At 72.1% G+C, this 18864-nt stretch carries 21 protein-coding genes; 10 read left to right on the top strand and 11 right to left on the bottom strand.

Features of this window, described 5'->3' with window-relative positions; all coding sequences use genetic code 11:
* Positions 1 to 5 precede the first annotated feature (5 nt).
* Positions 6 to 638, top strand: coding sequence for an MBL fold metallo-hydrolase (locus ACZ6TB_RS03265; RefSeq protein ID WP_465550016.1), 633 nt, complete (start codon positions 6 to 8; stop codon positions 636 to 638).
* A gap of 25 nt (positions 639 to 663) precedes the next feature.
* On the opposite strand, the gene ACZ6TB_RS03260 is transcribed toward ACZ6TB_RS03265, so the two are convergent.
* The 7 genes from ACZ6TB_RS03260 to ACZ6TB_RS03230 form a co-directional block, all read right to left on the bottom strand.
* Complete coding sequence (locus tag ACZ6TB_RS03260; protein WP_465550014.1) at positions 664 to 1440, bottom strand: ATP-binding cassette domain-containing protein; 777 nt, start codon at positions 1438 to 1440, stop codon at positions 664 to 666.
* 6 nt (positions 1441 to 1446) lie between these two features.
* Positions 1447 to 2487 (bottom strand): ABC transporter permease, encoded by a 1041-nt coding sequence (locus tag ACZ6TB_RS03255; protein ID WP_465550012.1) that lies wholly within the window; start codon positions 2485 to 2487, stop codon positions 1447 to 1449.
* Positions 2488 to 2500: 13 nt separating this feature from the next.
* On the bottom strand, positions 2501 to 3475 hold the full coding sequence (locus tag ACZ6TB_RS03250; protein ID WP_465550010.1) for a sugar ABC transporter substrate-binding protein: 975 nt from the start codon (positions 3473 to 3475) through the stop codon (positions 2501 to 2503).
* Positions 3476 to 3616: 141 nt separating this feature from the next.
* A complete protein-coding gene (locus ACZ6TB_RS03245; RefSeq protein WP_465550008.1) occupies positions 3617 to 4534 on the bottom strand; it encodes a ketopantoate reductase family protein in 918 nt (305 codons plus the stop codon).
* Positions 4531 to 5541, bottom strand: coding sequence for a GlcG/HbpS family heme-binding protein (locus tag ACZ6TB_RS03240; protein ID WP_465550006.1), 1011 nt, complete (start codon positions 5539 to 5541; stop codon positions 4531 to 4533). Before ACZ6TB_RS03240 ends, ACZ6TB_RS03245 begins: the two co-directional genes overlap by 4 nt.
* A 187-nt stretch (positions 5542 to 5728) precedes the next feature.
* Positions 5729 to 6502: an SDR family NAD(P)-dependent oxidoreductase gene (locus ACZ6TB_RS03235; RefSeq protein ID WP_465550004.1), complete on the bottom strand. Its 774-nt coding sequence runs from the start codon at positions 6500 to 6502 to the stop codon at positions 5729 to 5731.
* A gap of 32 nt (positions 6503 to 6534) precedes the next feature.
* Positions 6535 to 7293: an SDR family NAD(P)-dependent oxidoreductase gene (locus tag ACZ6TB_RS03230; protein ID WP_465550002.1), complete on the bottom strand. Its 759-nt coding sequence runs from the start codon at positions 7291 to 7293 to the stop codon at positions 6535 to 6537.
* A gap of 139 nt (positions 7294 to 7432) precedes the next feature.
* On the opposite strand from ACZ6TB_RS03230, the gene ACZ6TB_RS03225 reads away from it, so the two are divergent.
* From ACZ6TB_RS03225 to ACZ6TB_RS03210, 4 genes are all read left to right on the top strand, one after another.
* Complete coding sequence (locus ACZ6TB_RS03225) at positions 7433 to 8209, top strand: IclR family transcriptional regulator (protein WP_465550000.1); 777 nt, start codon at positions 7433 to 7435, stop codon at positions 8207 to 8209.
* 112 nt (positions 8210 to 8321) lie between these two features.
* The gene (locus tag ACZ6TB_RS03220) at positions 8322 to 9917 is read left to right on the top strand and encodes an ABC-F family ATP-binding cassette domain-containing protein (RefSeq protein WP_465549998.1); all 1596 of its coding nucleotides are present in this window, start codon (positions 8322 to 8324) and stop codon (positions 9915 to 9917) included.
* A gap of 15 nt (positions 9918 to 9932) precedes the next feature.
* On the top strand, positions 9933 to 10946 hold the full coding sequence (locus tag ACZ6TB_RS03215) for an aldo/keto reductase (RefSeq protein WP_465550290.1): 1014 nt from the start codon (positions 9933 to 9935) through the stop codon (positions 10944 to 10946).
* Positions 10943 to 11428, top strand: coding sequence for a P-loop NTPase family protein (locus tag ACZ6TB_RS03210; RefSeq protein WP_465549996.1), 486 nt, complete (start codon positions 10943 to 10945; stop codon positions 11426 to 11428). The genes ACZ6TB_RS03215 and ACZ6TB_RS03210 overlap by 4 nt, the downstream gene beginning before the upstream one ends.
* Here ACZ6TB_RS03210 and ACZ6TB_RS03205 read toward each other — a convergent pair.
* Positions 11381 to 11776, bottom strand: a complete 396-nt coding sequence (locus tag ACZ6TB_RS03205) for a VOC family protein (protein ID WP_465549994.1) — start codon at positions 11774 to 11776, stop codon at positions 11381 to 11383. The two genes, ACZ6TB_RS03210 and ACZ6TB_RS03205, sit on opposite strands and share 48 nt — an antisense overlap.
* Positions 11777 to 11826: 50 nt before the next feature.
* Here ACZ6TB_RS03205 and ACZ6TB_RS03200 point away from each other — a divergent pair, with 50 nt between their 5' ends.
* Both ACZ6TB_RS03200 and ACZ6TB_RS03195 read left to right on the top strand, forming a co-directional pair.
* Entirely contained in the window at positions 11827 to 12756 is a 930-nt protein-coding gene (locus ACZ6TB_RS03200; protein ID WP_465549992.1) for a DUF3800 domain-containing protein, read from the top strand.
* A gap of 7 nt (positions 12757 to 12763) precedes the next feature.
* Positions 12764 to 13645, top strand: coding sequence for a DUF1295 domain-containing protein (locus tag ACZ6TB_RS03195; protein WP_465549991.1), 882 nt, complete (start codon positions 12764 to 12766; stop codon positions 13643 to 13645).
* Between the two features lie 304 nt (positions 13646 to 13949).
* Here ACZ6TB_RS03195 and ACZ6TB_RS03190 read toward each other — a convergent pair whose 3' ends face one another.
* A complete protein-coding gene (locus ACZ6TB_RS03190) occupies positions 13950 to 14201 on the bottom strand; it encodes a type B 50S ribosomal protein L31 (protein ID WP_465549989.1) in 252 nt (83 codons plus the stop codon).
* 176 nt (positions 14202 to 14377) lie between these two features.
* Here ACZ6TB_RS03190 and ACZ6TB_RS03185 point away from each other — a divergent pair, with 176 nt between their 5' ends.
* Genes ACZ6TB_RS03185 through ACZ6TB_RS03175 form a run of 3 tightly spaced genes read left to right on the top strand, consistent with a single transcriptional unit; the run spans position 14378 to position 16847 of the window.
* The gene (locus tag ACZ6TB_RS03185; protein WP_465549987.1) at positions 14378 to 15373 is read left to right on the top strand and encodes a LacI family DNA-binding transcriptional regulator; all 996 of its coding nucleotides are present in this window, start codon (positions 14378 to 14380) and stop codon (positions 15371 to 15373) included.
* 60 nt (positions 15374 to 15433) lie between these two features.
* Complete coding sequence (locus ACZ6TB_RS03180) at positions 15434 to 16120, top strand: SDR family NAD(P)-dependent oxidoreductase (protein WP_465549985.1); 687 nt, start codon at positions 15434 to 15436, stop codon at positions 16118 to 16120.
* A gap of 10 nt (positions 16121 to 16130) precedes the next feature.
* A complete protein-coding gene (locus tag ACZ6TB_RS03175) occupies positions 16131 to 16847 on the top strand; it encodes an HAD family hydrolase (RefSeq protein WP_465549983.1) in 717 nt (238 codons plus the stop codon).
* Positions 16848 to 16854: 7 nt separating this feature from the next.
* Here the strand turns inward: ACZ6TB_RS03175 and ACZ6TB_RS03170 are convergent, their stop codons facing one another.
* Together ACZ6TB_RS03170 and ACZ6TB_RS03165 are read right to left on the bottom strand one after the other, a co-directional pair.
* Positions 16855 to 18435 (bottom strand): caspase family protein, encoded by a 1581-nt coding sequence (locus tag ACZ6TB_RS03170; RefSeq protein ID WP_465549981.1) that lies wholly within the window; start codon positions 18433 to 18435, stop codon positions 16855 to 16857.
* Complete coding sequence (locus ACZ6TB_RS03165) at positions 18432 to 18803, bottom strand: hypothetical protein (protein WP_465549980.1); 372 nt, start codon at positions 18801 to 18803, stop codon at positions 18432 to 18434. The genes ACZ6TB_RS03170 and ACZ6TB_RS03165 overlap by 4 nt, the downstream gene beginning before the upstream one ends.
* Positions 18804 to 18864 lie beyond the last annotated feature (61 nt).

Below are 18864 nucleotides of genomic sequence, written 5' to 3'. Positions count from 1 at the left end.
CCGTCATGATAGGCCTCGTGCTGCTCACTCATCTTGGCCACGCCTGCCTCCTGGTGGAGACGGCTTCCGCCCGCCTGCTGATCGACCCCGGCGTCCTGTCCGATTTCTCCGGTGTCACCGAGCTCGACGCCGTGCTCGTCACCCACCAGCACCCCGACCACGTCGACGCGGACCGGCTCGGCGCTCTGCTGGCCGCCAACCCGGGCGCGCGGCTGGTCGTCGACGAAGACACGGCGGCGGTCGTCCCGCTGCCCGACCACGCCGTCGTCCGGCCGGGCGACGGGCTGGCCTTCGGCGACACCGACCTGGACGTCTTCGGCGGCCGGCACGCGGCCGTCTACGGCGACGTGCCCGGCTGCGCCAACGCCGCCTACCTGATCGACGGTTTCTTCCACCCGGGCGACTCCTTCTTCGTGCCGCCCGCCGACGTCGACGCGCTGGCGGTGGCGGTGGACGGGCCGTGGCTGAAACTCTCCGAGGCGGTCGATTATGTGCGGGCGGTCGGGCCGCGGGTCGCGGTGCCGATGCACGAGGGCGAGACCGTCGACCCGGGGAAGTACTACGGGATGCTCGAGGCGTTCGGGCCGGCCGGGGTGGTCCGCCGTCTGGCCCGCGGGGTGGCGACGGAACTGTCGTAGGGAGTGGCGCCCGGACCGGCGATCCTCACGCGAACATCGACGGCCGGGCCCCGGTTATCCAGCCGACCAGCTGGTCGTTGTCGGTCTCGGCCACCGCCACGTCGGCGACCTTGCGGCCGCGGTTCAGCACCGCGATGCGGTCGCAGACCTCCATCGCCAGCGGCAGGTTGTGCGTCACCAGCACGCAGGCCACGCCCTGGTCGGCCAGCCGCCGGATCAGGGCCTGCACCTGCTGGGTCTGCTCGTAGCCGAGCGCGGCCGTCGGCTCGTCCAGCAGCAGGATGCCGCTCTTCTCGCCGGTCACCCGGGTCGCGCCCCGGGCCAGGGCCACGACCTGGCGCTGGCCGCCGGAGAGCATCTCCACCGGGCGGGTGACGGCCGTCGTGCGTACGCCCAGTCTCTCGAGCTCCGCGGTCGAGCGCCGTCGCTGGGCCTTGTGGTCGACGAAGCCGAGCCAGCCGAGTGGGCCCTTGCGCAGGATCTCGCGGCCGAGGTTGAGGTTCGTCGCGATGTCCTGGGCGTCGACCAGCGCCAGGTCCTGGTAGACCATCTGGATGCCGGCGTGGGTCGACTCGGCCGGGGACGCGAACGACGCCACCGAACCGTGCACCCGGATCTCGCCGCCGGTCGGCTGGTGCACGCCGGACATCACCTTCAGCAGGGTCGACTTCCCGGCGCCGTTGTCGCCGAGCAGGCCGACGACCTCGCCCTGGCGCACCTGCAGATCAACGGCATCGAGCGCCCGTACGTACCCGTAATGCATGTCGATGTTCTTGAGTTCCAGAGCCATCGCCGAAGACATGAGACCTCACCTGGTTCCGGTGTGGACGGACGCGTTCGCGGACTGCACGAGCCGCTTCGAGACGGTGGTCGACACCCACTTCTCCACGGCGAGCGAACCGAGCAGCAGGACGCCGGTGACGGCCGTCGCCCAGTACGGCTGGATGCCCTTGAGCGTCAGCGCGTTCGAGATCGTGCCGAGGATCAGGGCGCCCACCAGCACCCGGGGGAGTGAGCCCCGGCCGCCGGCGAGCGAGACGCCGGCGAGCGCCACCGCGGTCAGCGCGTTGAAGATGATGCCCGGGTTGGCGGCCGGGTTGGCCTCGGTGACCAGCGCCGTGGTGATCAGGCCGCCGAGCGCCGCGCAGAAGCCGCTGATCACGAAGCCGAGCACCTTGTAGCGGTCGGCGTGGATGCCGGAGCGGCGGACCGCCTCGGGGTTGCCGCCGACCGCCATCATCCGGATGCCGTCCCGGGTGCGGGTCAGGAAGACCGTGCCGGCCAGGAACAGCGCCGCCACGATCCAGACCGGCGCCGGGACGCCGAGGTAGCGCTGGGTGCCCATGAAGGTGAGCGAGTCCAGCCCCGGCACCGTGTAGCCGCCGACCAGGGCCGAGGCGAGCCCGGACATCGCCGACAGGGTGCCGATCGTGACCACGATCGGGTTGAAGCCGCGCAACGTGATCAGGCCGTTGATCAGCCCGACCACGGCGCCGAGGAACAGGGCCGCGACGATCGACACCCAGGTCGGCGTGCCGTGCGTGATCAGCCATCCGCAGACGCAGCCGGCCAGCGCCGCGGTGCCCGGGATCGAGAGGTCCAGGGCGCCGCAGATGATGCCGACCGCGATCCCGGCCGCGAAGATGGCGGTCATCGCCGCGGCGTTGGCGATCAGGATCCCGTTGTCGACGCTGGCGAAGTACGGGCTGGCCCAGATGCTGAAGGCGATCAGCAGCAGCGCCCACAGAACAAAGATCCCGCGATCCCGTACGAAGATGAGCGTGCGGATGATCGGCGGGTCACCGGCCTCTTTCCCGGCGCCGGCCGTCTTGGCGGATGCGATCGTCACGGCCATTCTCTCCTCAGCTTCCGGCCGTCGTGGTCTTCTGCGGCACGATCAGGATCTCGCCGTTCGCCTTCGGGTCGGCCTGCATCTTGACCAGCGTGTTGAACGACTGCGCGGTGTCGGCGTCGAACTGCAGCGCCACCGAGGCGTAGATCTTGCCGTCCTTGACGTTCTTGAGCACCTCGTCGTTGCCGCCGAAGTCGGTCACGCACTTGAGCTCCTTGCCCGCCGCGCCGGCCGCGCCGATCGCGCCGAGGGAGCCCTCGTCGTTGGCCGCCATCACCGCGGACAGGTCCGGGTTGCCCTGCAGCACGTTGCCGATGTCGGTCTGGCCCTTGGCCCGGTCGACGACGTTCAGCGTCTGCACGACGGTCGCGTTCGGCGCGGCCGCCTTCAGCGCGTCGAGCGCGGCCTTGTCGAACTCCTCCTTGCCGGCCGAGCCCTCCTGGCTGGCGGTGTAGAGGACCTTGGCGGTGCCGCCGAGCTTCTCGGTGATGCACTTGCCGAGCTGGGAGCCGAGCTCCTTGCCGCCGGCGGTGTAGTCGATGTAGTCGAACGTGATGCCCGGCTGGGCCCCGGTGAAGCCGTACTCGTCGGGCTTGCCGTTGACCAGGATCGGCACGCCCTTGCTCTGGGCGGCCTTGAGGATCGGGCTCATCGACTTGGGCGCGACCGCGAGCACCCACGCGGCGCCCGCCCGGCCCGAGCTGATCACCTCGTTGAGCTGCTGGGTCTGCTTGGTGGCGTCGAAGTTGGGGTCCTGCACGATGACCTCCCAGCCCTGCGCCTTGGCCATGCCCTTGACGCCCTCGGAGAGGCCCTTGAGGGCCGGCGGGGCGAGCGAGAGCGGCGAGAACACCAGGGTCTTGGGGAGCTTGCTGGCCGAGGAGGCCGAGTCCGACGAGCTGCCGCTCGACGAGTCGCCGCAGGCCGCGGTCAGCAGGAGGGGGGTGGCGAGCACGGCGGCCAGGGCGGCGCGGAGCACGGTCATGGTCGAACTCCTTCGGTCTGTATCAAGGTAACTTTCACATCGCGAAAGTGGATTTCTTTTTGTTGTGAGAAACATAGGTGAGCGCCTGCGGGATGTCCATGGCTTGACCGGACGATTTCGAACCTGTGACGGGGCTGCGTGTCACCAGGAGGTTTCCAGGCCGCGGACGAGCGCGACCATGGCGTCGTGCGCGGGGGTGGGCACGCCGTGGCGGCGCCCCTCGGCGGCGATGCCGCCATTGAGGACATCGATCTCGGTGGTCCGGCGGGCGAGCACGTCCTGCAACATCGACGGCTTGTGGTCGTACGCCTCCCGGATCGCCTCGTCCACCGAGGCTCGCGGATCTCGGGTCAGCCGGATCCCGGCCGTCGCACACACCTCGAGGGCCTCGTCGATCAGCCGGTCCACCTCGCGGCGCAGCCCCGGATCGGTGCAGACCCGTCCCACCGTGAGCCCGGTCAGCGCCGCGATCGGGCTGGTGGCCGCGTTGAACACGACCTTCGTCCACTGTGGCCCGCGCGCGTCGCCGACGGCGTGCGTGGTGAGGCCGCCCTCGTTGAGCTTGCGGGCCAGCAGCTCGATCTCGCCGGCGCGGGCCGGGCTCGGCTCGAACGGCCCGATCCACGAGTCGCCGGGCGCGTCGTAGCGGACCGTCCCCGGCTCGGTGACCGCGCCCGCGGTGACGATGGTGCCGCGCATGACCCGGGGGACGTGCCCGGCGATGACCTCCTCGTTGCCGACGCCGTTCTGCACGCTGACGACGCCGGCGTCCCCGAGGGCGTGCGCCGCCGCGGCGATCGCGCTTTTCGTGTGCAGCGCCTTGGTGGCCACGACGGCGAGCGCGCACGGCGGCAGATCGGCGGCGTCGGTGATCGCGCGGACCGGCGCGGTGAACTCGGCCAGGCCGGTCACCCGCAGCCCGTGCTCGTCGATCGCCGTCATGTGCTCGGCCCAGGGGTCGACCGCCCAGACCTCGGTGTCCGGCGCCCGGGTGACGTGCGCGGCGTAGAGGCTGCCGATGGCCCCGCACCCGAGGACGGCGATCCTGGTGATGCTCATGGTGCCGGCCATGCCGGCGGGCCGGCCGGCGCCGGCGGGGCGGACAGCGCGGTCCAGGCGAGGGCCGCGCACGTGGCCGGGTCGACGCCGGCGACGCCGAGGCCGGCCACCACGCGGTTGCCCACGACGACCGGCAGCCCGCCCTGCGCCGACAGCAGCGGCGCCGGGTGCAGGGCGGCCAGCTGCGCCACCGGGTACCAGTGCGCGAGCTGCTCGCTCGGCACGCCGAACCGGGCCGCCGCGCTCGCCGTCCCCCATGCCACGTCGACGCTGCCGGCCGGGGCGTCGTCCATCCGATCCTGCTGGATGGGGTCGCCGCCGCGGTCCACGATCGCCACGCTGAGCCGCAGCCCCTGCTCGCGGGCCAGCAGAATCACCCGGTCGGCGAGCCCGAGGGCCCAGTCCAGCTCGGGCTGCCCCGAGGCCGGCGGCGCCGGTTTCATGCCGAGACTGTCCTCGGGCGGCACCGTGAGGTCGCCGAACCGGTCCTGCCACCGGGCCCGGTCGTTCCCGTGCTGGCCGGCATAGGGTATTCCCATCGCGTACGCGATGAGCAGGTCTTCGGGGTTGGCCGGTTCGCCGTCGGCGCTGACCACCTCGGGCGCCACCCCGGTCGGCAGGAAGGGGCTGACCGTAGCGCCGGATGCCGAGATCCCGCCGATGACGCTTTTGTCGTCCCGGATCGGCAGCCCACCCGCCCCCGGGAAGAGCGCCTCGGGCGAGGCCGCGACAAACCCGGCGCTGATCGGGGCGGGCAGCGTGGTCATCCGCTGCAGGTGCTCCGAGCTGGGAATCTGCTGCGTCGCCGAGATCCACGCCTTGGACCGGGCGCGCGCCATGCCCCCGGGCCCGCCGTGATCGAGCCGGGACGCGGACACGAGCGCCCCGCTGGCCCCGACAACCGCGATGGCGCCGCGAAGCCCGAGCTGCTCGGCTTTGTCGGTGGCGCGCCGGATGAGGGCGCGGGCGTACTCGAGGGAGATGTCGGTGGGGTGGACGGCGGTCATCGCACACCGCCGGTCGCAGGGTGACGCGTCTCGGCCCGCTCGCCGATGCTGGTTTGCGCCCGCTCGCCGATGCTGGTTCGCGCCCGCTCGCCGATGCCAACCCCACCCGTAACTGGGTGGGGCGACGCTACCGCCCGCCTACGACATTTTCCGGCGCTCATCCACAGCGGTGCCGGACGCGAGCCGTTCACGCGCCGACCATGTTGTAGCCGCCGTCCGCGACCATGTACCCGCCGGTCATGTGAAAGGCGTCGTCGGTAGCCAGGAACAGAGCCGTCCCCGCCAGCTCGGCCGGCCCCGGGATGCGGCCCATCGGCGTCATCTTGCGGAGCTGGTCGCCGCGGCCCGACTTCCAGTCCTCGCGGCCCAGCGTCGCCGGTGTCTCGATGAAACCGGGCGCGAACACGTTGACCCGGACCACCGGCGCGAACGCGTGGGCGTACGACTTGGTCAGGCCGAGCAGGCCGTACTTCGCGGCGGCGTACTGGGGGGCCCGGGCGCTGCCCCGGACGATCACGGTGGAGCCGATGTTGACGATCGCGCCGTGGCCCTGGTCGAGCATCTTCGCGCCGAACTCGTGCACGCAGGCCATCGTGCCCTTGATGTCGACGGCCAGGACGTGGTCCACCGACTCCTCGGTGATGTCGCGCCAGGACATCTGCTCGCGGGCCACGTCGCCGACGTTGTTGATCAGGACGTCGACGGTGCCGAGCTGGGCAAAAGCGGCCGAGGCCAGGGCGGACACCGCGGACCAGTCGGCGATGTCGGCCTGCAGCAGCACGGCCTCGGCGCCGGCGGCGGTGACCCGGGCGGCGGTCTCCTCGGCGCCGGACTTGGACGAGCGGTAGTGCACGCCGACCACACGGGCGCCCTCCTGGGCGGCGCGGACGGCGATCTCGGCGCCGAAGCCGGTGCCGGCGCCGGTCACCACGACCGAGCGGCCCTCGAAACGGCGGGGCATGGGGACAGGGGAGAGAGGCATGAAAGACCCTTTCAGACGAGCACGCGCCCGCCGTCGACGTAGAGGACCTGGCCGGTGATGAACCCCGCGCGGTCGGAGGCGAGGAAGGTGACCGCGTCGGCGACCTCCTCGGGCACGCCGAGCCGCCGCGCCGGCACGAGCCGTTCCAGCGCCTCCCGGTTGCCATCCTTGTCGAGGTGGTCCTTGGTGAGGTCGGTTTCGATGTAACCGGGGGCGACGGCGTTGACCGTCACGCCCTTCGCCGCCCACTCGCGCGCCATGACCCGTACGAGCTGGTTGAGCCCGCCCTTCGTCGCGGCGTAGGGCGCGTGGTCGGCGTGGGCGAGCAGGCCGGACACGGACGACACGAAGATCATCCGGCCGTAGCCGGCGCCGACCATCTGGCGGCCGACGTGCTGGCCCAGCCAGTACGCGGTGGAGAGGTTGAGCTCGACGAGCTGCTGCCAGTCGGCGTCGGTCAGGTCGAGCACGGGACGGCGCACGTTGCGGCCCACCGCGTGCAGGAACACCTGCGGCACGCCGATCCGCGCGACGGCCTCGTCGACCATCTGCCGGCACCGGCCGGGATCGCGCAGGTCGCAGGCGATCGTGTCGATGACGCCGCCGGCCTCCTTCGCCGCCTCCGCGACCGCCTCGAGGTTCTGCTCGCTGACGTCGGCCAGCAGGACCCGGGCGCCCTGCGCGGCGAGGCTCACCGCGCTCGCCCCGCCGAGACCACCCGCGCCGGCCACGAGGGCCGGCCGGCCGCTGAGCGCTAGCCAGTCACGCATGAAGCACCCCAGGAATCGTAGTTCTCGCATTGTGAAAGCGACTATCCGATACCGTAGACGAGGTGCCCAGGCCTGTCCAGGCTGCCTTTGCGCAGGGACTTAAGCTGGCGCAACACCTAACGCGAAAGCGGGGCAACCGATGGCGGACACGAAGCCGGAGTACCGGGTCGAGGCCCTGGCGAAGGGGTTGCGCCTGCTCGGCCTGTTCACCGAGCAGCGGCCGACCTGGCGGGTCACCGACCTGGCCGAGACCGCGGGCCTGCCGATGCCGACCGCCTACCGGGTGGTGCAGACGCTCACCGCCGAGGGCTACCTCGACCACCTGCCGAACGGCGACTACCGCCCGGGCGTGCGCGTGCTGACCCTGGGCAGCGCCGCGCTGCGCAGCCTCGATCTGGTCGAGCTGGCCACCCCGCGCCTGCAGCGGCTGGCCGAGCAGACCGGCGAGACGGTGAACCTCGCGGTCCTGACCGGCGATCGCGTCCTTTACCTCGTACGGCTGCGGAATTCCGATCTTGTGACCGCGAACATCCAGGTCGGCTCCACGCTGCCGGCGGTGCACACCTCGATCGGCAAGTTGCTGCTGGCCCACCTCGAGCCGCAGGACCTGAGCGCGCGGGTGACCGAGGCGTCGTTCCCGAGCCAGCACGGCCCCAACGCCAAGGTCTCCCTCGACGAGCTGGGGGAGGAGCTGGCCCGGATCCGCGAGCAGGGCTGGGCGGTGCAGGACGAGGAGCTGGCGTACGGGCTGAGAAGCGTCGCCGGCCCGATCACCGGCCCCGGCGGCCGGGTCGTCGCCGGCGTGAACCTCGCCGTCCAGGCCCGCGACTGGTCGGCCCAGCGGATCGTCCGCGAGCTCAAGCCGGTCGTGCTCGACACCTGCTCGGAGATCTCGCAGCTGGTGGCGGATTCCTGAAAACCGGTTACTGTTGATCGCGTGATCCAGGGAGACGACGACATCTCAGGGTGAAGTGCCCTCTGTCCTGTCGTCATCAGTCCGTCCCAAACTCCCTGAGGTGTGTTCACCCATGTCCATCGTGGGCTCCCACGTGTCCTTTTCCTGGCCGGACGACACTCCCGTCTTCGCCGGCCTCTCCTTCACCGTTCCCGCGGGCCGCACCGGGCTGGTCGCCGCCAACGGCGCCGGCAAGAGCACGCTGCTGCGCCTGATCGCCGGCGAGCTGAAGCCCTCCGACGGCACGATCACCGTCGACGGCCTGCTCGGCTACCTCCCGCAGGACCTGCCGCTGACCGCCGGCCGCACCGTCGCCGCGGTGCTCGGCGTCGACGACCAGGTGCGCGCGCTGCACGCGATCGAGTCCGGCGAGGCCGACGAGGAGCACTTCACGCTCATCGGCAACGACTGGGACGTCGAGGAGCGCAGCCGGATGGTGCTCGATCGGCTCGGCCTCACCGGCGTCACCCTCGACCGGACCCTGGCCACGCTCAGCGGCGGCCAGATCGTGTCCCTCGGGCTCGCGGCGCAACTGCTCAAGCGGCCCGACGTGCTGCTGCTCGACGAACCCACCAACAACCTCGACCACGACGCCCGGCTGCGGCTCTACGACGTGCTCGACGACTTCACCGGCTGCCTGCTCGTGGTCAGCCACGATCGCGAGCTGCTGGACCGGATGAACCGGATCGCGTCGCTCGAGCGGGGCGCCGTCGCGCTCTTCGGGGGCAACTTCTCCGCGTACGAGCAGGCCCGCACCGCCGCGCAGGAGGTGGCCGAGAAGAACGTCCGCAGCGCCGAGCAGGAGGTCAAGCGGGAGAAGCGCGAGCTCCAGCAGGCCCGGGAGCGGGCCGCCCGCCGCGCCTCGACCGCGGCCCGCAACCTGGACAGCGCCGGCCTGCCCCGGATCTTCGCCGGCAACATGAAGCGCGGCGCCCAGGAGTCCGCGGGCCGGGCCGGGCAGACGCACGCGTCCCGGGTCGCCGGCGCCAAGGCCCGGCTCGACGCGGCCGAGCGGGAGCTGCGCGAGGACGACCGGATCGTGGTCGATCTGCCGGGGACGGCCGTGCCCGCGGGGCGGACCCTGTTCACCGGCACGGGCCTGCGCGTGCGCGACCTGTTCGACGGGCTCGACCTGAGCATCCGGGGGCCCGAGCGGATCGCGCTGACCGGGCCCAACGGCGCCGGGAAGTCCACGGTGCTGCGCCTGATCGCGGGCGACCTGGCGCCGTCGGCCGGTTCCGTCAAGACCGCGGAGGGGCGGGTCGCGTACCTCTCGCAACGCCTTGATCTTCTCGATCCGGATCGGACGGTGGCCGGGAACATGGCCGCGTTCGCGCCCGAGATCCCCGACGCCGAGCGGATGAACCTGCTGGCGCGCTTCCTGTTCCGCGGCGGCCGGGCCCATCTGCCGGTACGGGTGCTCTCCGGCGGCGAACGGCTGCGGGCCACGCTGGCGTGCGTGCTGTGCGCGTCGCCCCCGCCGCAGCTGCTCCTGCTCGACGAGCCGACGAACAACCTCGACCTGGTCAGCATCGGGCAGCTGGAGAGCGCGCTGTCCGCGTACCAGGGAGCCTTCGTCGTGGTCAGCCACGACGAACGGTTCCTGACCGAGATCGGTGTGGATCGGCGGCTGCGGCTGGAGAATGGGTCTCTCGTGTCGTCTTCCTAGAGGGACTTGATCATGGTGGAGTACCGCCCGTTCGGCCGTACCGGCGTGCAGGTCAGCAACCTGACGCTGGGCGTGATGAACTTCGGCAGCGCCAACCGCGACGACGGTGTGCGGATCATCCACCGGGCGCTGGACGAGGGCATCAACGTCATCGACACGGCCGACGTCTACCACCAGGGCGAGAGCGAGGAGGTCGTCGGCGAGGCGCTGCGCGGGCGTCGCGACGACGTCTTCCTCGCCACCAAGTTCCACGGCCAGATGGGCGCGGGCCGCAACACCCAGGGCAACTCGCGCCGCTGGATCATGACCGAGGTCGAGAACAGCCTGCGCCGGCTCGGCACCGAGTGGATCGACCTCTATCAGGTGCATCGGCCGTCGCCGGACACGGACTTCGAGGAGACGCTGAGCGCGCTCAACGATTTGGTTCGGGCGGGAAAAATCCGTTATATCGGTACTTCCACGTTCATGCCGTCGGAGATCGTGGAAGGCCAGTGGATCGCCGCGCGGCGTGGTCTCGACCGGGTGGTGAGCGAGCAGCCGCCGTACTCCCTGCTCGTTCGTGGCATCGAGCGCGAGATGCTCCCGGTGGCCGCCCGCTACGGCCTCGCCGTCATCCCGTGGAGCCCGCTCGCGGGCGGTTACCTGTCGGGCCGCTACCACTCGGGCATGACCGAGCCGGTGTCGCCGCGCGCGTCCCGGATGCCCGACCGCTACGACCCGACCCGCGCCGCGAACGCCGCGAAGCTGGCCGCCGTCGACGCGCTGACCACCCTGGCCGCCGAGGCCGGCGTCTCGCTGATCCACCTGGCGCTCGCCTTCGTCCTCGCCCACCCGACGATCACGTCGGCCATCGTCGGCCCGCGCACGATGGACCATCTGGAGTCCCAGCTCGGCGCCGGCAAGCTGACGCTGACCGCCGACGTGCTGAACCGGATCGACGAGATCGTCCCGCCCGGCACGAACCTCAACCCGGCCGACGCCGGCTACTTGCCGCCGTCCCTGACGGACCCGTCCGAGCGCCGCCGTTGACGGCGTCCCGCATAGCGATCATCGGCTGCGGCGGGGCGGGCAAGACCGTCCTCGCCCGCCGCCTGGCCGCCCACCTCGGCCTGCCGCTGACCCACCTGGACGACCTCTATTACGGCGACCGGGCGGTGCCGTTCGAGGCGGCGCAGCGCGCCGTGGTCGCCGCCGACCGCTGGATCATCGACGGCAACTACGCGTCGACGCTCCCGCTGCGCCTGGCCCGGGCCGACACGGTCATCTTCCTCGACCTGCCGGCCTGGGCCTGCCTGTGGGGCATAGCGGCCCGCTTCCGGCGCGGCGAGCCCAACCGCATCAACTTCTCCTTCATCCGGTACGTGCTGACGTACCGCCGCCGCATGAGGCCACGCGTGGTGTCGCTGGTCCGCACCCACGCGCCGCACGCCCGCTACCTGCACGTGACCACCCGCCGCCAGGCGTCAGCGCTGTCCCTCCAGGAGATCCCAGCGGTTGCCGGCGATGTCTAGGAAGACGGCGACCCGCCCGTACGGCTCCGAGCGTGGCCCGCGCACGAAGGTGACGCCGGCGTCGGCCATCCGGCGGTAGCTCGCGTCGAAGTCGTCGACGTGCAGGAAGAAGCCGACCCGGCCGGCGGCCTGATGGCCGGTGGCGGCGCGCTGGGCGTCGCCGTCGGCGCGGGCCAGCAGGAGGCCGGTGCGGGCGCCGGGTGGGCGGACCACGACCCAGCGCTTCGGGCGGCCGTCGGTGGTCCGGGACGGGGAGTCCTCGACGAGCTCGAAGCCGAGCACGCCGGTGAAGAACGCGATGGCCGGGTCGTAGTCGTCGACGATCAGGGCAACCAGGTCGATGTGCACGCCCGCAATTGTGGTTGTTCGATCGAGCCGCACCGGCGACCATGGTCGGCATGGCGCTGCGAACGCCGCTTCAGGGCGGCCTTCCGCCGACGGGCGCGGTGCGCGGGGCCGTCGTGGAGATCGCGTGCGACGAGTCCGGCTTCTCCGGCACCAACCTGCTCGACCCGGCCACGCCGGTGATCACGCACGCGAGCGTCGACCTGGGCGTCGGCGAGGCGGCCGCGCTGATCGGGGAGCTGCGGTCGGGCTTCCGTTTCTCGCCGCACGAGCTGAAATCGGGACAGTTCCTGCGGCGGGCGCACGCGCTCGACTGGTTCCTCGACCGACTGCGGGGCCGGGCGTACGTGCACCTGGTCGACAAGGAGTTCTTCCTGGCGACCCGGGTCATCGACTTCCTGGTGGCGACGCCCTCCTACGCGTCCGGCACCCGCCTGGTGTCGCAGCGCCCGGCCGCACCGGCGCTGTACCGCTCCCGGCTTGACGCCCCCGCCGCCTGGGCGGAGTTCCTGGCCGCGTTCGTGGACATGGTCCGCCCGAAGCGCCGCTACCCGTCCGGCCCCGCCATCGAGCGCTTCCTGCGGGCCGCCGGTGCCCTCCCCACCCCGCCCGATCTCGACCCGTCCCGCGTGCGCGCCGTCCTGCGGCGTCTCGACGACGACGACCGGTCGATCCCGCCGCCGCTCGAGCCGCTGCTCCCGGCCCTGGCCGAGACGGTGCTGCACTGGAGCGACGGCGAGCGCCGGGTCCTGGTCGTCCACGATGAACAGAGCGCCCTGACCGCCGACCGCCTGACCCGCCTGCAGCGAGCCCTGACCGGCGACTCCGGCGTGTCCCCGCTCGCCGGCCTGGTCATGGTCGACTCCCGCGACGATCCCCGGGTCCAGTTGGCCGACCTGCTGGCCGGGGTCGCCCGCCGCTCCCGCGGCGCCCTGGTCACGGACCTGCTGTCGCCGACCTCGCCGCGCTGTGCCGGCGACTGACGCGGCCATGGGTGCGGATCAGGACGGGTCCCGGGTCGCGGGGTTCGCCGTCGTGCTGGCCGCCTACGCCGCGGCCGGCGTCGCCGCGTGGGCCTTCGTCGCCGGCGCCGGTGGCGGCCATCCTCTCGCGGTGACCCTCGGCGCGGACGTGGTCGCGACCGTGGTGGTCTTCGCGATCAGCCAGCTGGTCGGCAACGCGAGCCTCTACGACCCGTACTGGAGCGTCGCGCCCGCCGTGATCGTCGTCGCCTGGTGTGGTGGCTTCTCGCTGTCGGGCCGGCAGATCGCCGTACTAACGCTGATCTTGATTTGGTCCGTGCGGCTCACCGCGAACTGGGCGCTCACCTGGCGAGGCCTGCGGCACGAGGATTGGCGCTACGTGCGGTTGCGCGCGGACCGGCCGGCGTGGGCGCCGTGGTGGATCGTGAGCCTGGCCGGCATCCAGCTGATGCCGACGCTCGTGGTCTTCGCCGGCATGCTCGCCGCCTGGCCCGCGGTGACCGTGACCGGCCGGGGCCTCAATGTGCTCGACGCCGCCGCGATCGCGGTCACGGCCGCCGCCATCCTGATCGAGGCGACCGCCGACCGGCAGATGCACCGGTTCGCCCGCGACCCCGCCAACCACGGCCGCATCCTCGACATCGGCCTGTGGCGGCGCTCGCGGCACCCGAACTACCTGGGCGAGATCGGCTTCTGGTGGGGCCTGTGGCTGTTCGCCCTGGCCGCCGACCCGGCATGGTGGTGGACCGTGCTGGGCCCGGTCGTGATGGTCCTGCTCTTCACGTTCGTGAGCGTCCCGCTGATGGACCGGAGATCACTGCAACGGCGGCCCGCGTACGCCGATCACATGCGCCGCGTACCCGCCCTGCTCCCGCGGCTCGGCCGCTAGGACATCCCGCTCCCGAACGGCAGCCGCTCGGCCGCCCCCACGACGAACCCCGCACCCGACATCGAGCCCCCGCCGGGCGCGGCCCTCGAGGTGGGCCGATCGCAGGATCTCTTGGTGGACCGGCGGACGGTCGAACGCGTGGGCGGCCGCCAGTCGCGCAATGTCGTAGACGCTCGTCACGGGTCCGCCTCACGTTCTCCGAGCAGGCTCGCCGCGTATTCCGCCACGCCCCCACGGCGTCGTCGGCCCGCTGGAGAAAAAAGAGCCGGCCGCCCTCGGTGCGAGGACGGCCGGCGCAAAGGCTTTACTTGGCGAAACGCGCGTACTTGGCCCGGAACTTCTCGATCCGCCCGGCCTCGTCGAGGACGCGGCTGCGACCGGTCCAGAACGGGTGGCTCGCGGCCGAGATCTGGACGTCGATGACCGGGTACGTGTTGCCGTCCGCCCACTCGATCGTCCTGGTGCTCGTGGCCGTCGAGCGGGTCAGGAACGCGTAGTCGGCGTTCCGGTCGCGGTAGACGACGCTGTGGTACTCGGGGTGGATTCCGCTCTTCATGGCTGACCTCCAGGGTGATCGACCACTAGAACCGATCCGCCGGCCTCGATATTTCGGGCCGGAGTGTGGCGTACGAGACTCCGAAATGTTTCGAAAGTTCGGGTTGCCCATCAGCCAACAACCCGCAAGTATGAGCATGTAACAGACGGTCTCGAAAGTTTCGGAGGGTGCGGCAGATGGGCGACCAGCGACCGACCCTGGCCGAGGTGGCCCGGGTCGCCGGCGTCTCGCTGCCGACCGTCTCGAAGGTGCTCAACAACCGCGAGGACGTCGGCTCCCGGACCCGCGAGCGCGTCGAGAAGGTGCTGCGCGACTTCAAGTACGTGCCGCGCGGCACCGGGCGGCCCAAGCCGGGCATCCGGTCGGTGGAGCTGGTCTTCTCCGAGCACCGGAACCCGTACTTCGGCGAGGTCCTCGACGGCGCCGTGGCCGCCGGGCTCGAGTGCGGCATCGACGTCGTGGTCGGCAGCCGGGGCGACGACGACGCCGAGTCCTGGGCGCGCCGCCTGGTCACCCGCGGGCGCGAGGGCGTGCTGGTGCTGACCGCGGCGGTAACCGGCGCGCAGGCGGCGGCGTTCGAGCTGGCCGGGCTGCCGATGGTGGTGATCGACCCGATCAACCTGCCCAGCCCGGGCGTGGTCAGCGTCGGCGCCACCAACTGGGCCGGCGCGGTCGCCGCCACGCACCACCTGATCGAGCTCGGCCACCGGCGGATCGCGTTCGCGGGCGGCCCCGAGACGATCTCGTGCGGGCAGGCGCGGCTCTTCGGCTACCGCGCCGCGATGGAGAACGCCGGCCTGCCGCCGCTGATCTCGCACGGCGCCTTCACCTTCGAGTACGGGGTGCGGGAGGCGACGCGGCTGCTCGGTTCCGGTGATCCGCCGACGGCCGTCTTCGCCGGGGCCGACCCGATCGCGTTCGGGGTCATCGAGGTGGCGCGCACCCGGGGGCTGCGGGTGCCGGAGGACCTGAGCGTGGTGGGTTTCGACGACACGTACGCGGCCGCGTGGTCGAGCCCGCCGCTGACCACCGTGCATCAGCCGCTGCGCGAGATGGGCCGCACCGCCGTGCGGACGCTGCACGGGATGGCCGCCGGGATCGCGCCCGAGGTCCATCACATCGAGCTGGCCACCCACCTGGTCGTCCGGTCGACCACGCATAAGCCTCGCTGATGGCCCGCATCAGCACCTCGGCCTTCCGTTATGGACGCCGCCTCCCGCAGGGTGGATGCCATGCGGCGGGTCGTGGTCACGGGGTCGGAGTCCGGCATCGGCGCGGCCGTGGCCTCGCTGCTGCACCACGAGGGCTTTGACGTATCAAAAACCGCTTTCGACGTACGGGATGAAGCGTCGTGGTCAGATCTTGCCCGATCCCTGCGGGACTCTCCGCCGCACGGGCTCGTGAACTGCGCCGGGGTGACGTGGCGGGCGCGCGTCGGGGCGGTGACCGTGGCCGACTTCGAGCGGGTGCAGGCCGTCAACGTGCTCGGCCCGCTGCTCGGCATCCAGGCCCTCGCCCCGCTGATGGCCCCGGGCGCGTCGATCGTCAACGTCGGCTCGGTGGCCGCGCTGCAGGGGCACTACCCGGTCGCGTACACGGCCAGCAAATGGTCGCTGCGCGGCGTCACCCGGGCGGCCGCGCTCGAGCTCGGCCCCCGCGGCATCCGGGTCAACATCGTGCATCCCGGCTTCATCGACACGCCGATGACCGCGTCGGCGTCGCCGGCCTTCCGCGCCGCGAGCATCGCCGAGTCGCCGCTGGGCCGCGCCGGCACGCCGGACGAGGTCGCCGCGGTGATCGCGTTCCTGCTGAGCGACGCCGCGTCCTACGTCACCGGCGCCGAGATCCCGGTCGACGGCGGCGCCTCCTCGCACGGCGGCGCGAAGTCCGTTTCGGACGCCCTGCGCGATCCGTCGTAGGATCACGCCCGTGAAGGCGCCCCGGGCCGTGCTGTTCGACCTGGACGGCACGCTGCTCGACTACGACGACGCGGCGTGGGACCGGACCGTCGCGCACGTGGCCACCGAGCTGGCCGGCGCGTTCCCCGGCCTCGACGCCGCCGCGCTGGCCGACTCCTATCGCGGCAGCTGTGCCACCCTCTGGTCGGCGGGGAACACCGCGCCGCTGCTCAGCGTGGACGGGTACGCGGTCTGGCGCCTGGTGTGGCGGCAGGCCCTCGCCGAGCACGGCCGCCCCGACGCCGCCGACCTGGCCGTGAGCCTCTACAGCGCCGACCGCAAGCGCCGCTACCGCCTGTACCCCGACGTTGCCGAGGCGCTGTCCCGGATCCGCGCCCGGGTGAAGGCCACCGCCCTGATCACCAACGGCCCCGCCGACACCCAGCGAGAGAAGCTGGCCGCGACCGGCCTGTCCGACGCGTTCGACCTGATCCTGACCTCGGGCGAGGTGCGCATCGCGAAACCGGACCCGCGCATCTTCCTGGCCGCGCTGGCCCGGCTCGGCGTCGCCCCCACCGACGCCTGGTACGTAGGCAACAGCCTGCGCAGCGACGTCGGCGGCGCCCACCGGGCCAGCCTGGCCGCCGCCGTCTGGCTGAACCGCACCGGCGCCCCACCCGACCCGTCCCCGACGCTGACCGTGACGTCGCTGGCCGAGCTCGCCGACCAGGTCGAGTCCCTCGGCTGATCGCGGGTCAGCCGCCGTTGCCGGCCGGATCGGACGGCGACGGCTCCGGATCGTGCGGCACGAAAATGCTCACGTCGTCGCCCTTGGCGACACGTGTGCCGCAGGCCGGGCTCTGCGACGCCACCACGCCCGGGGTCCCGCTGCCGGTGGTGACGACGGTGTGGACGTTGTATCCGGTCTCGCCGAGGACGGCGGTGGCGGCATCCTCGGAGTAGTTCACGACGCACGGCACCTTCGGCGGCAACGGCTTCGCCGACGGCGAGGTGCGCCGGGTCGCGGTCGTCCGCCTGGGCGCCGCCGGGACGGTCGATTTCGAGCCCGGCTTCGGCGTGGGGCTCGCGTGCGGGGCGGCGGACCTCGCCAGGGCGCAGAGCTGGTAGGTCACGGTCGAGCCGCGGACGGCGGTGCTGCGCGGAGCCGGCGTCTGCCCGGTCACCGAGCCCGCCGAACAGGCCGCCGCCGTGGTCGACGCGGGAACCGCGACCGGGATCAGCCGGGCGGACCGGATCACGTCCTCCGCCTCGGCCCGGGTCAGCCCGACGACGGGCGGGACCGGGACCGGGTCGGCCCGCGCCGCCGATGGCCACTTCACCCAGATCACCATGGCGCCCGCGAGAGTCACCGCCAGCGCGGCCCCGATCGCGGGAACCCGCCCCGACCGGCGGCGCCCCGGGCGTCCCGGCCCGAGCGGGCCGGTCGACGAGGCGCCGACCGGTGCGGGCAGCGGCGGCCACGGCGGGATGGCTCCGTGGCCGGGCGGGGCCGTGTCCGGCACGGCCGGCGGCGGGACGGGCGGTCCGAGTTCGGGCCGGCGCACCGGGACGGTGGCGATGAGGAGATCGCCGACCGCCTCGACGTACTTGCGCGGCTTCTGGTGGGACGGCCCGTCGGCGACGCGGTCCGAGGCGTAACTGAACAACTCGTCCACGGTGATCCGGCCGTCCCGGTCGGTGTCCGCCGCCCCGGTCGCTATGCCGGCCAGGATGGCCTCGGTGAAATAGGAACCGCGCGACTTCGCGGCCCGCTGGTCGTCCGGATCCTCGAGACTCACCTCGGTCGCGCCGGACGAGGTCAGCACCGCCACGCCGGTGCCGTCGGGGAGGTCGCGCACCAGCGCGTGCACGCCGGCGTTGCGACTCGCCTTCGGGCGCATGGCACGCAGGAACGCGCCGCTGAAGCAGCAGTCGGCAATCACGACCGTCGAGCGGGCGCGGCTGCGAGCGATGTGGATCCGCACGAACTCGGCGCTCACCCCGGTGACGTCGGGCCGCCGGTACTGGCTGTCCCGGAACGCGAAATGCAGGTTCATCTCGGCGTCCTGCAGCCCATGGCAGGAGAAGTAGATCAGGTTGACGTCCCGCCGGGTGGCGGACTCGAAGAACTCGGCCACCGCGTGCCGCGCCTCCTGCGCGGTGCAGTCGGTGAGCGTCGTCGTCTCGTACCCGATGTTTCCGAGCACACGCTGGAGGGCTTTCGCGTCGCGGGTGGGCGAGCGCAGCGCGGGCAGCATGTCGTCCGTGAACCGGCTGCAGGCGAGCAGCAGCGCGCGTCGCCGCGACCGGGGCTCCGCGCCGGCGGGCGCGGTCACGCCTCGCCCGCGTCCTGGGCGACGCGCTGGAGATAGGCCGCCACCAGGGCGTCGCGTTGATGCCGGGTGACCTCCGCCGTCAGGACCTGGCCGTCGATCTCGAGGTGGATGTCCCGCGGCTGACGCCGGAGCCAGCCCAGCGCCACATCGATCACCGCCGGTATCACGGTCGCCGCGGTGGACACCAGCATGAGCCCGGCGCCGGCCATCGCCGCGGACTTCGCGCCGGGCGGGAGGGCGCCGCCGTCCGGCACCCGCACGTCGTCGACATCGAGGTGGAGAAGCTCCGAGCGGAGGGCCCGGACGGCGTACGCAAGATCGTCGCCGATGAGATCGGGTCCATTCACCTTGATTTCGAGTCTCGGCACAGCAGAGGAGTATGGATTGACCGCTATCGCTCGTCAAGCAAATGTGCATTGTCGGAAATCT

The organism is Actinoplanes sp. NPDC051537 (assembly GCF_055586105.1).
Note: the sequence above shows the minus strand (reverse complement) of the source record. Positions and strands in the feature narration are given on the sequence as shown.

What these genes read in the sequence shown, in the direction of transcription:
- ACZ6TB_RS03265 (WP_465550016.1), top strand. Translation starts at nt 6, where the DNA reads ATGATAGGCCTCGTGCTGCTCACTCATCTTGGCCACGCCTGCCTCCTG.
- ACZ6TB_RS03260 (WP_465550014.1), bottom strand. Translation starts at nt 1,440, where the DNA reads ATGTCTTCGGCGATGGCTCTGGAACTCAAGAACATCGACATGCATTAC.
- ACZ6TB_RS03250 (WP_465550010.1), bottom strand. Translation starts at nt 3,475, where the DNA reads ATGACCGTGCTCCGCGCCGCCCTGGCCGCCGTGCTCGCCACCCCCCTC.
- ACZ6TB_RS03245 (WP_465550008.1), bottom strand. Translation starts at nt 4,534, where the DNA reads ATGAGCATCACCAGGATCGCCGTCCTCGGGTGCGGGGCCATCGGCAGC.
- ACZ6TB_RS03240 (WP_465550006.1), bottom strand. Translation starts at nt 5,541, where the DNA reads ATGACCGCCGTCCACCCCACCGACATCTCCCTCGAGTACGCCCGCGCC.
- ACZ6TB_RS03235 (WP_465550004.1), bottom strand. Translation starts at nt 6,502, where the DNA reads ATGCCCCGCCGTTTCGAGGGCCGCTCGGTCGTGGTGACCGGCGCCGGC.
- ACZ6TB_RS03230 (WP_465550002.1), bottom strand. Translation starts at nt 7,293, where the DNA reads ATGCGTGACTGGCTAGCGCTCAGCGGCCGGCCGGCCCTCGTGGCCGGC.
- ACZ6TB_RS03225 (WP_465550000.1), top strand. Translation starts at nt 7,433, where the DNA reads ATGGCGGACACGAAGCCGGAGTACCGGGTCGAGGCCCTGGCGAAGGGG.
- ACZ6TB_RS03220 (WP_465549998.1), top strand. Translation starts at nt 8,322, where the DNA reads ATGTCCATCGTGGGCTCCCACGTGTCCTTTTCCTGGCCGGACGACACT.
- ACZ6TB_RS03200 (WP_465549992.1), top strand. Translation starts at nt 11,827, where the DNA reads ATGGCGCTGCGAACGCCGCTTCAGGGCGGCCTTCCGCCGACGGGCGCG.
- ACZ6TB_RS03195 (WP_465549991.1), top strand. Translation starts at nt 12,764, where the DNA reads ATGGGTGCGGATCAGGACGGGTCCCGGGTCGCGGGGTTCGCCGTCGTG.
- ACZ6TB_RS03190 (WP_465549989.1), bottom strand. Translation starts at nt 14,201, where the DNA reads ATGAAGAGCGGAATCCACCCCGAGTACCACAGCGTCGTCTACCGCGAC.
- ACZ6TB_RS03185 (WP_465549987.1), top strand. Translation starts at nt 14,378, where the DNA reads ATGGGCGACCAGCGACCGACCCTGGCCGAGGTGGCCCGGGTCGCCGGC.
- ACZ6TB_RS03180 (WP_465549985.1), top strand. Translation starts at nt 15,434, where the DNA reads ATGCGGCGGGTCGTGGTCACGGGGTCGGAGTCCGGCATCGGCGCGGCC.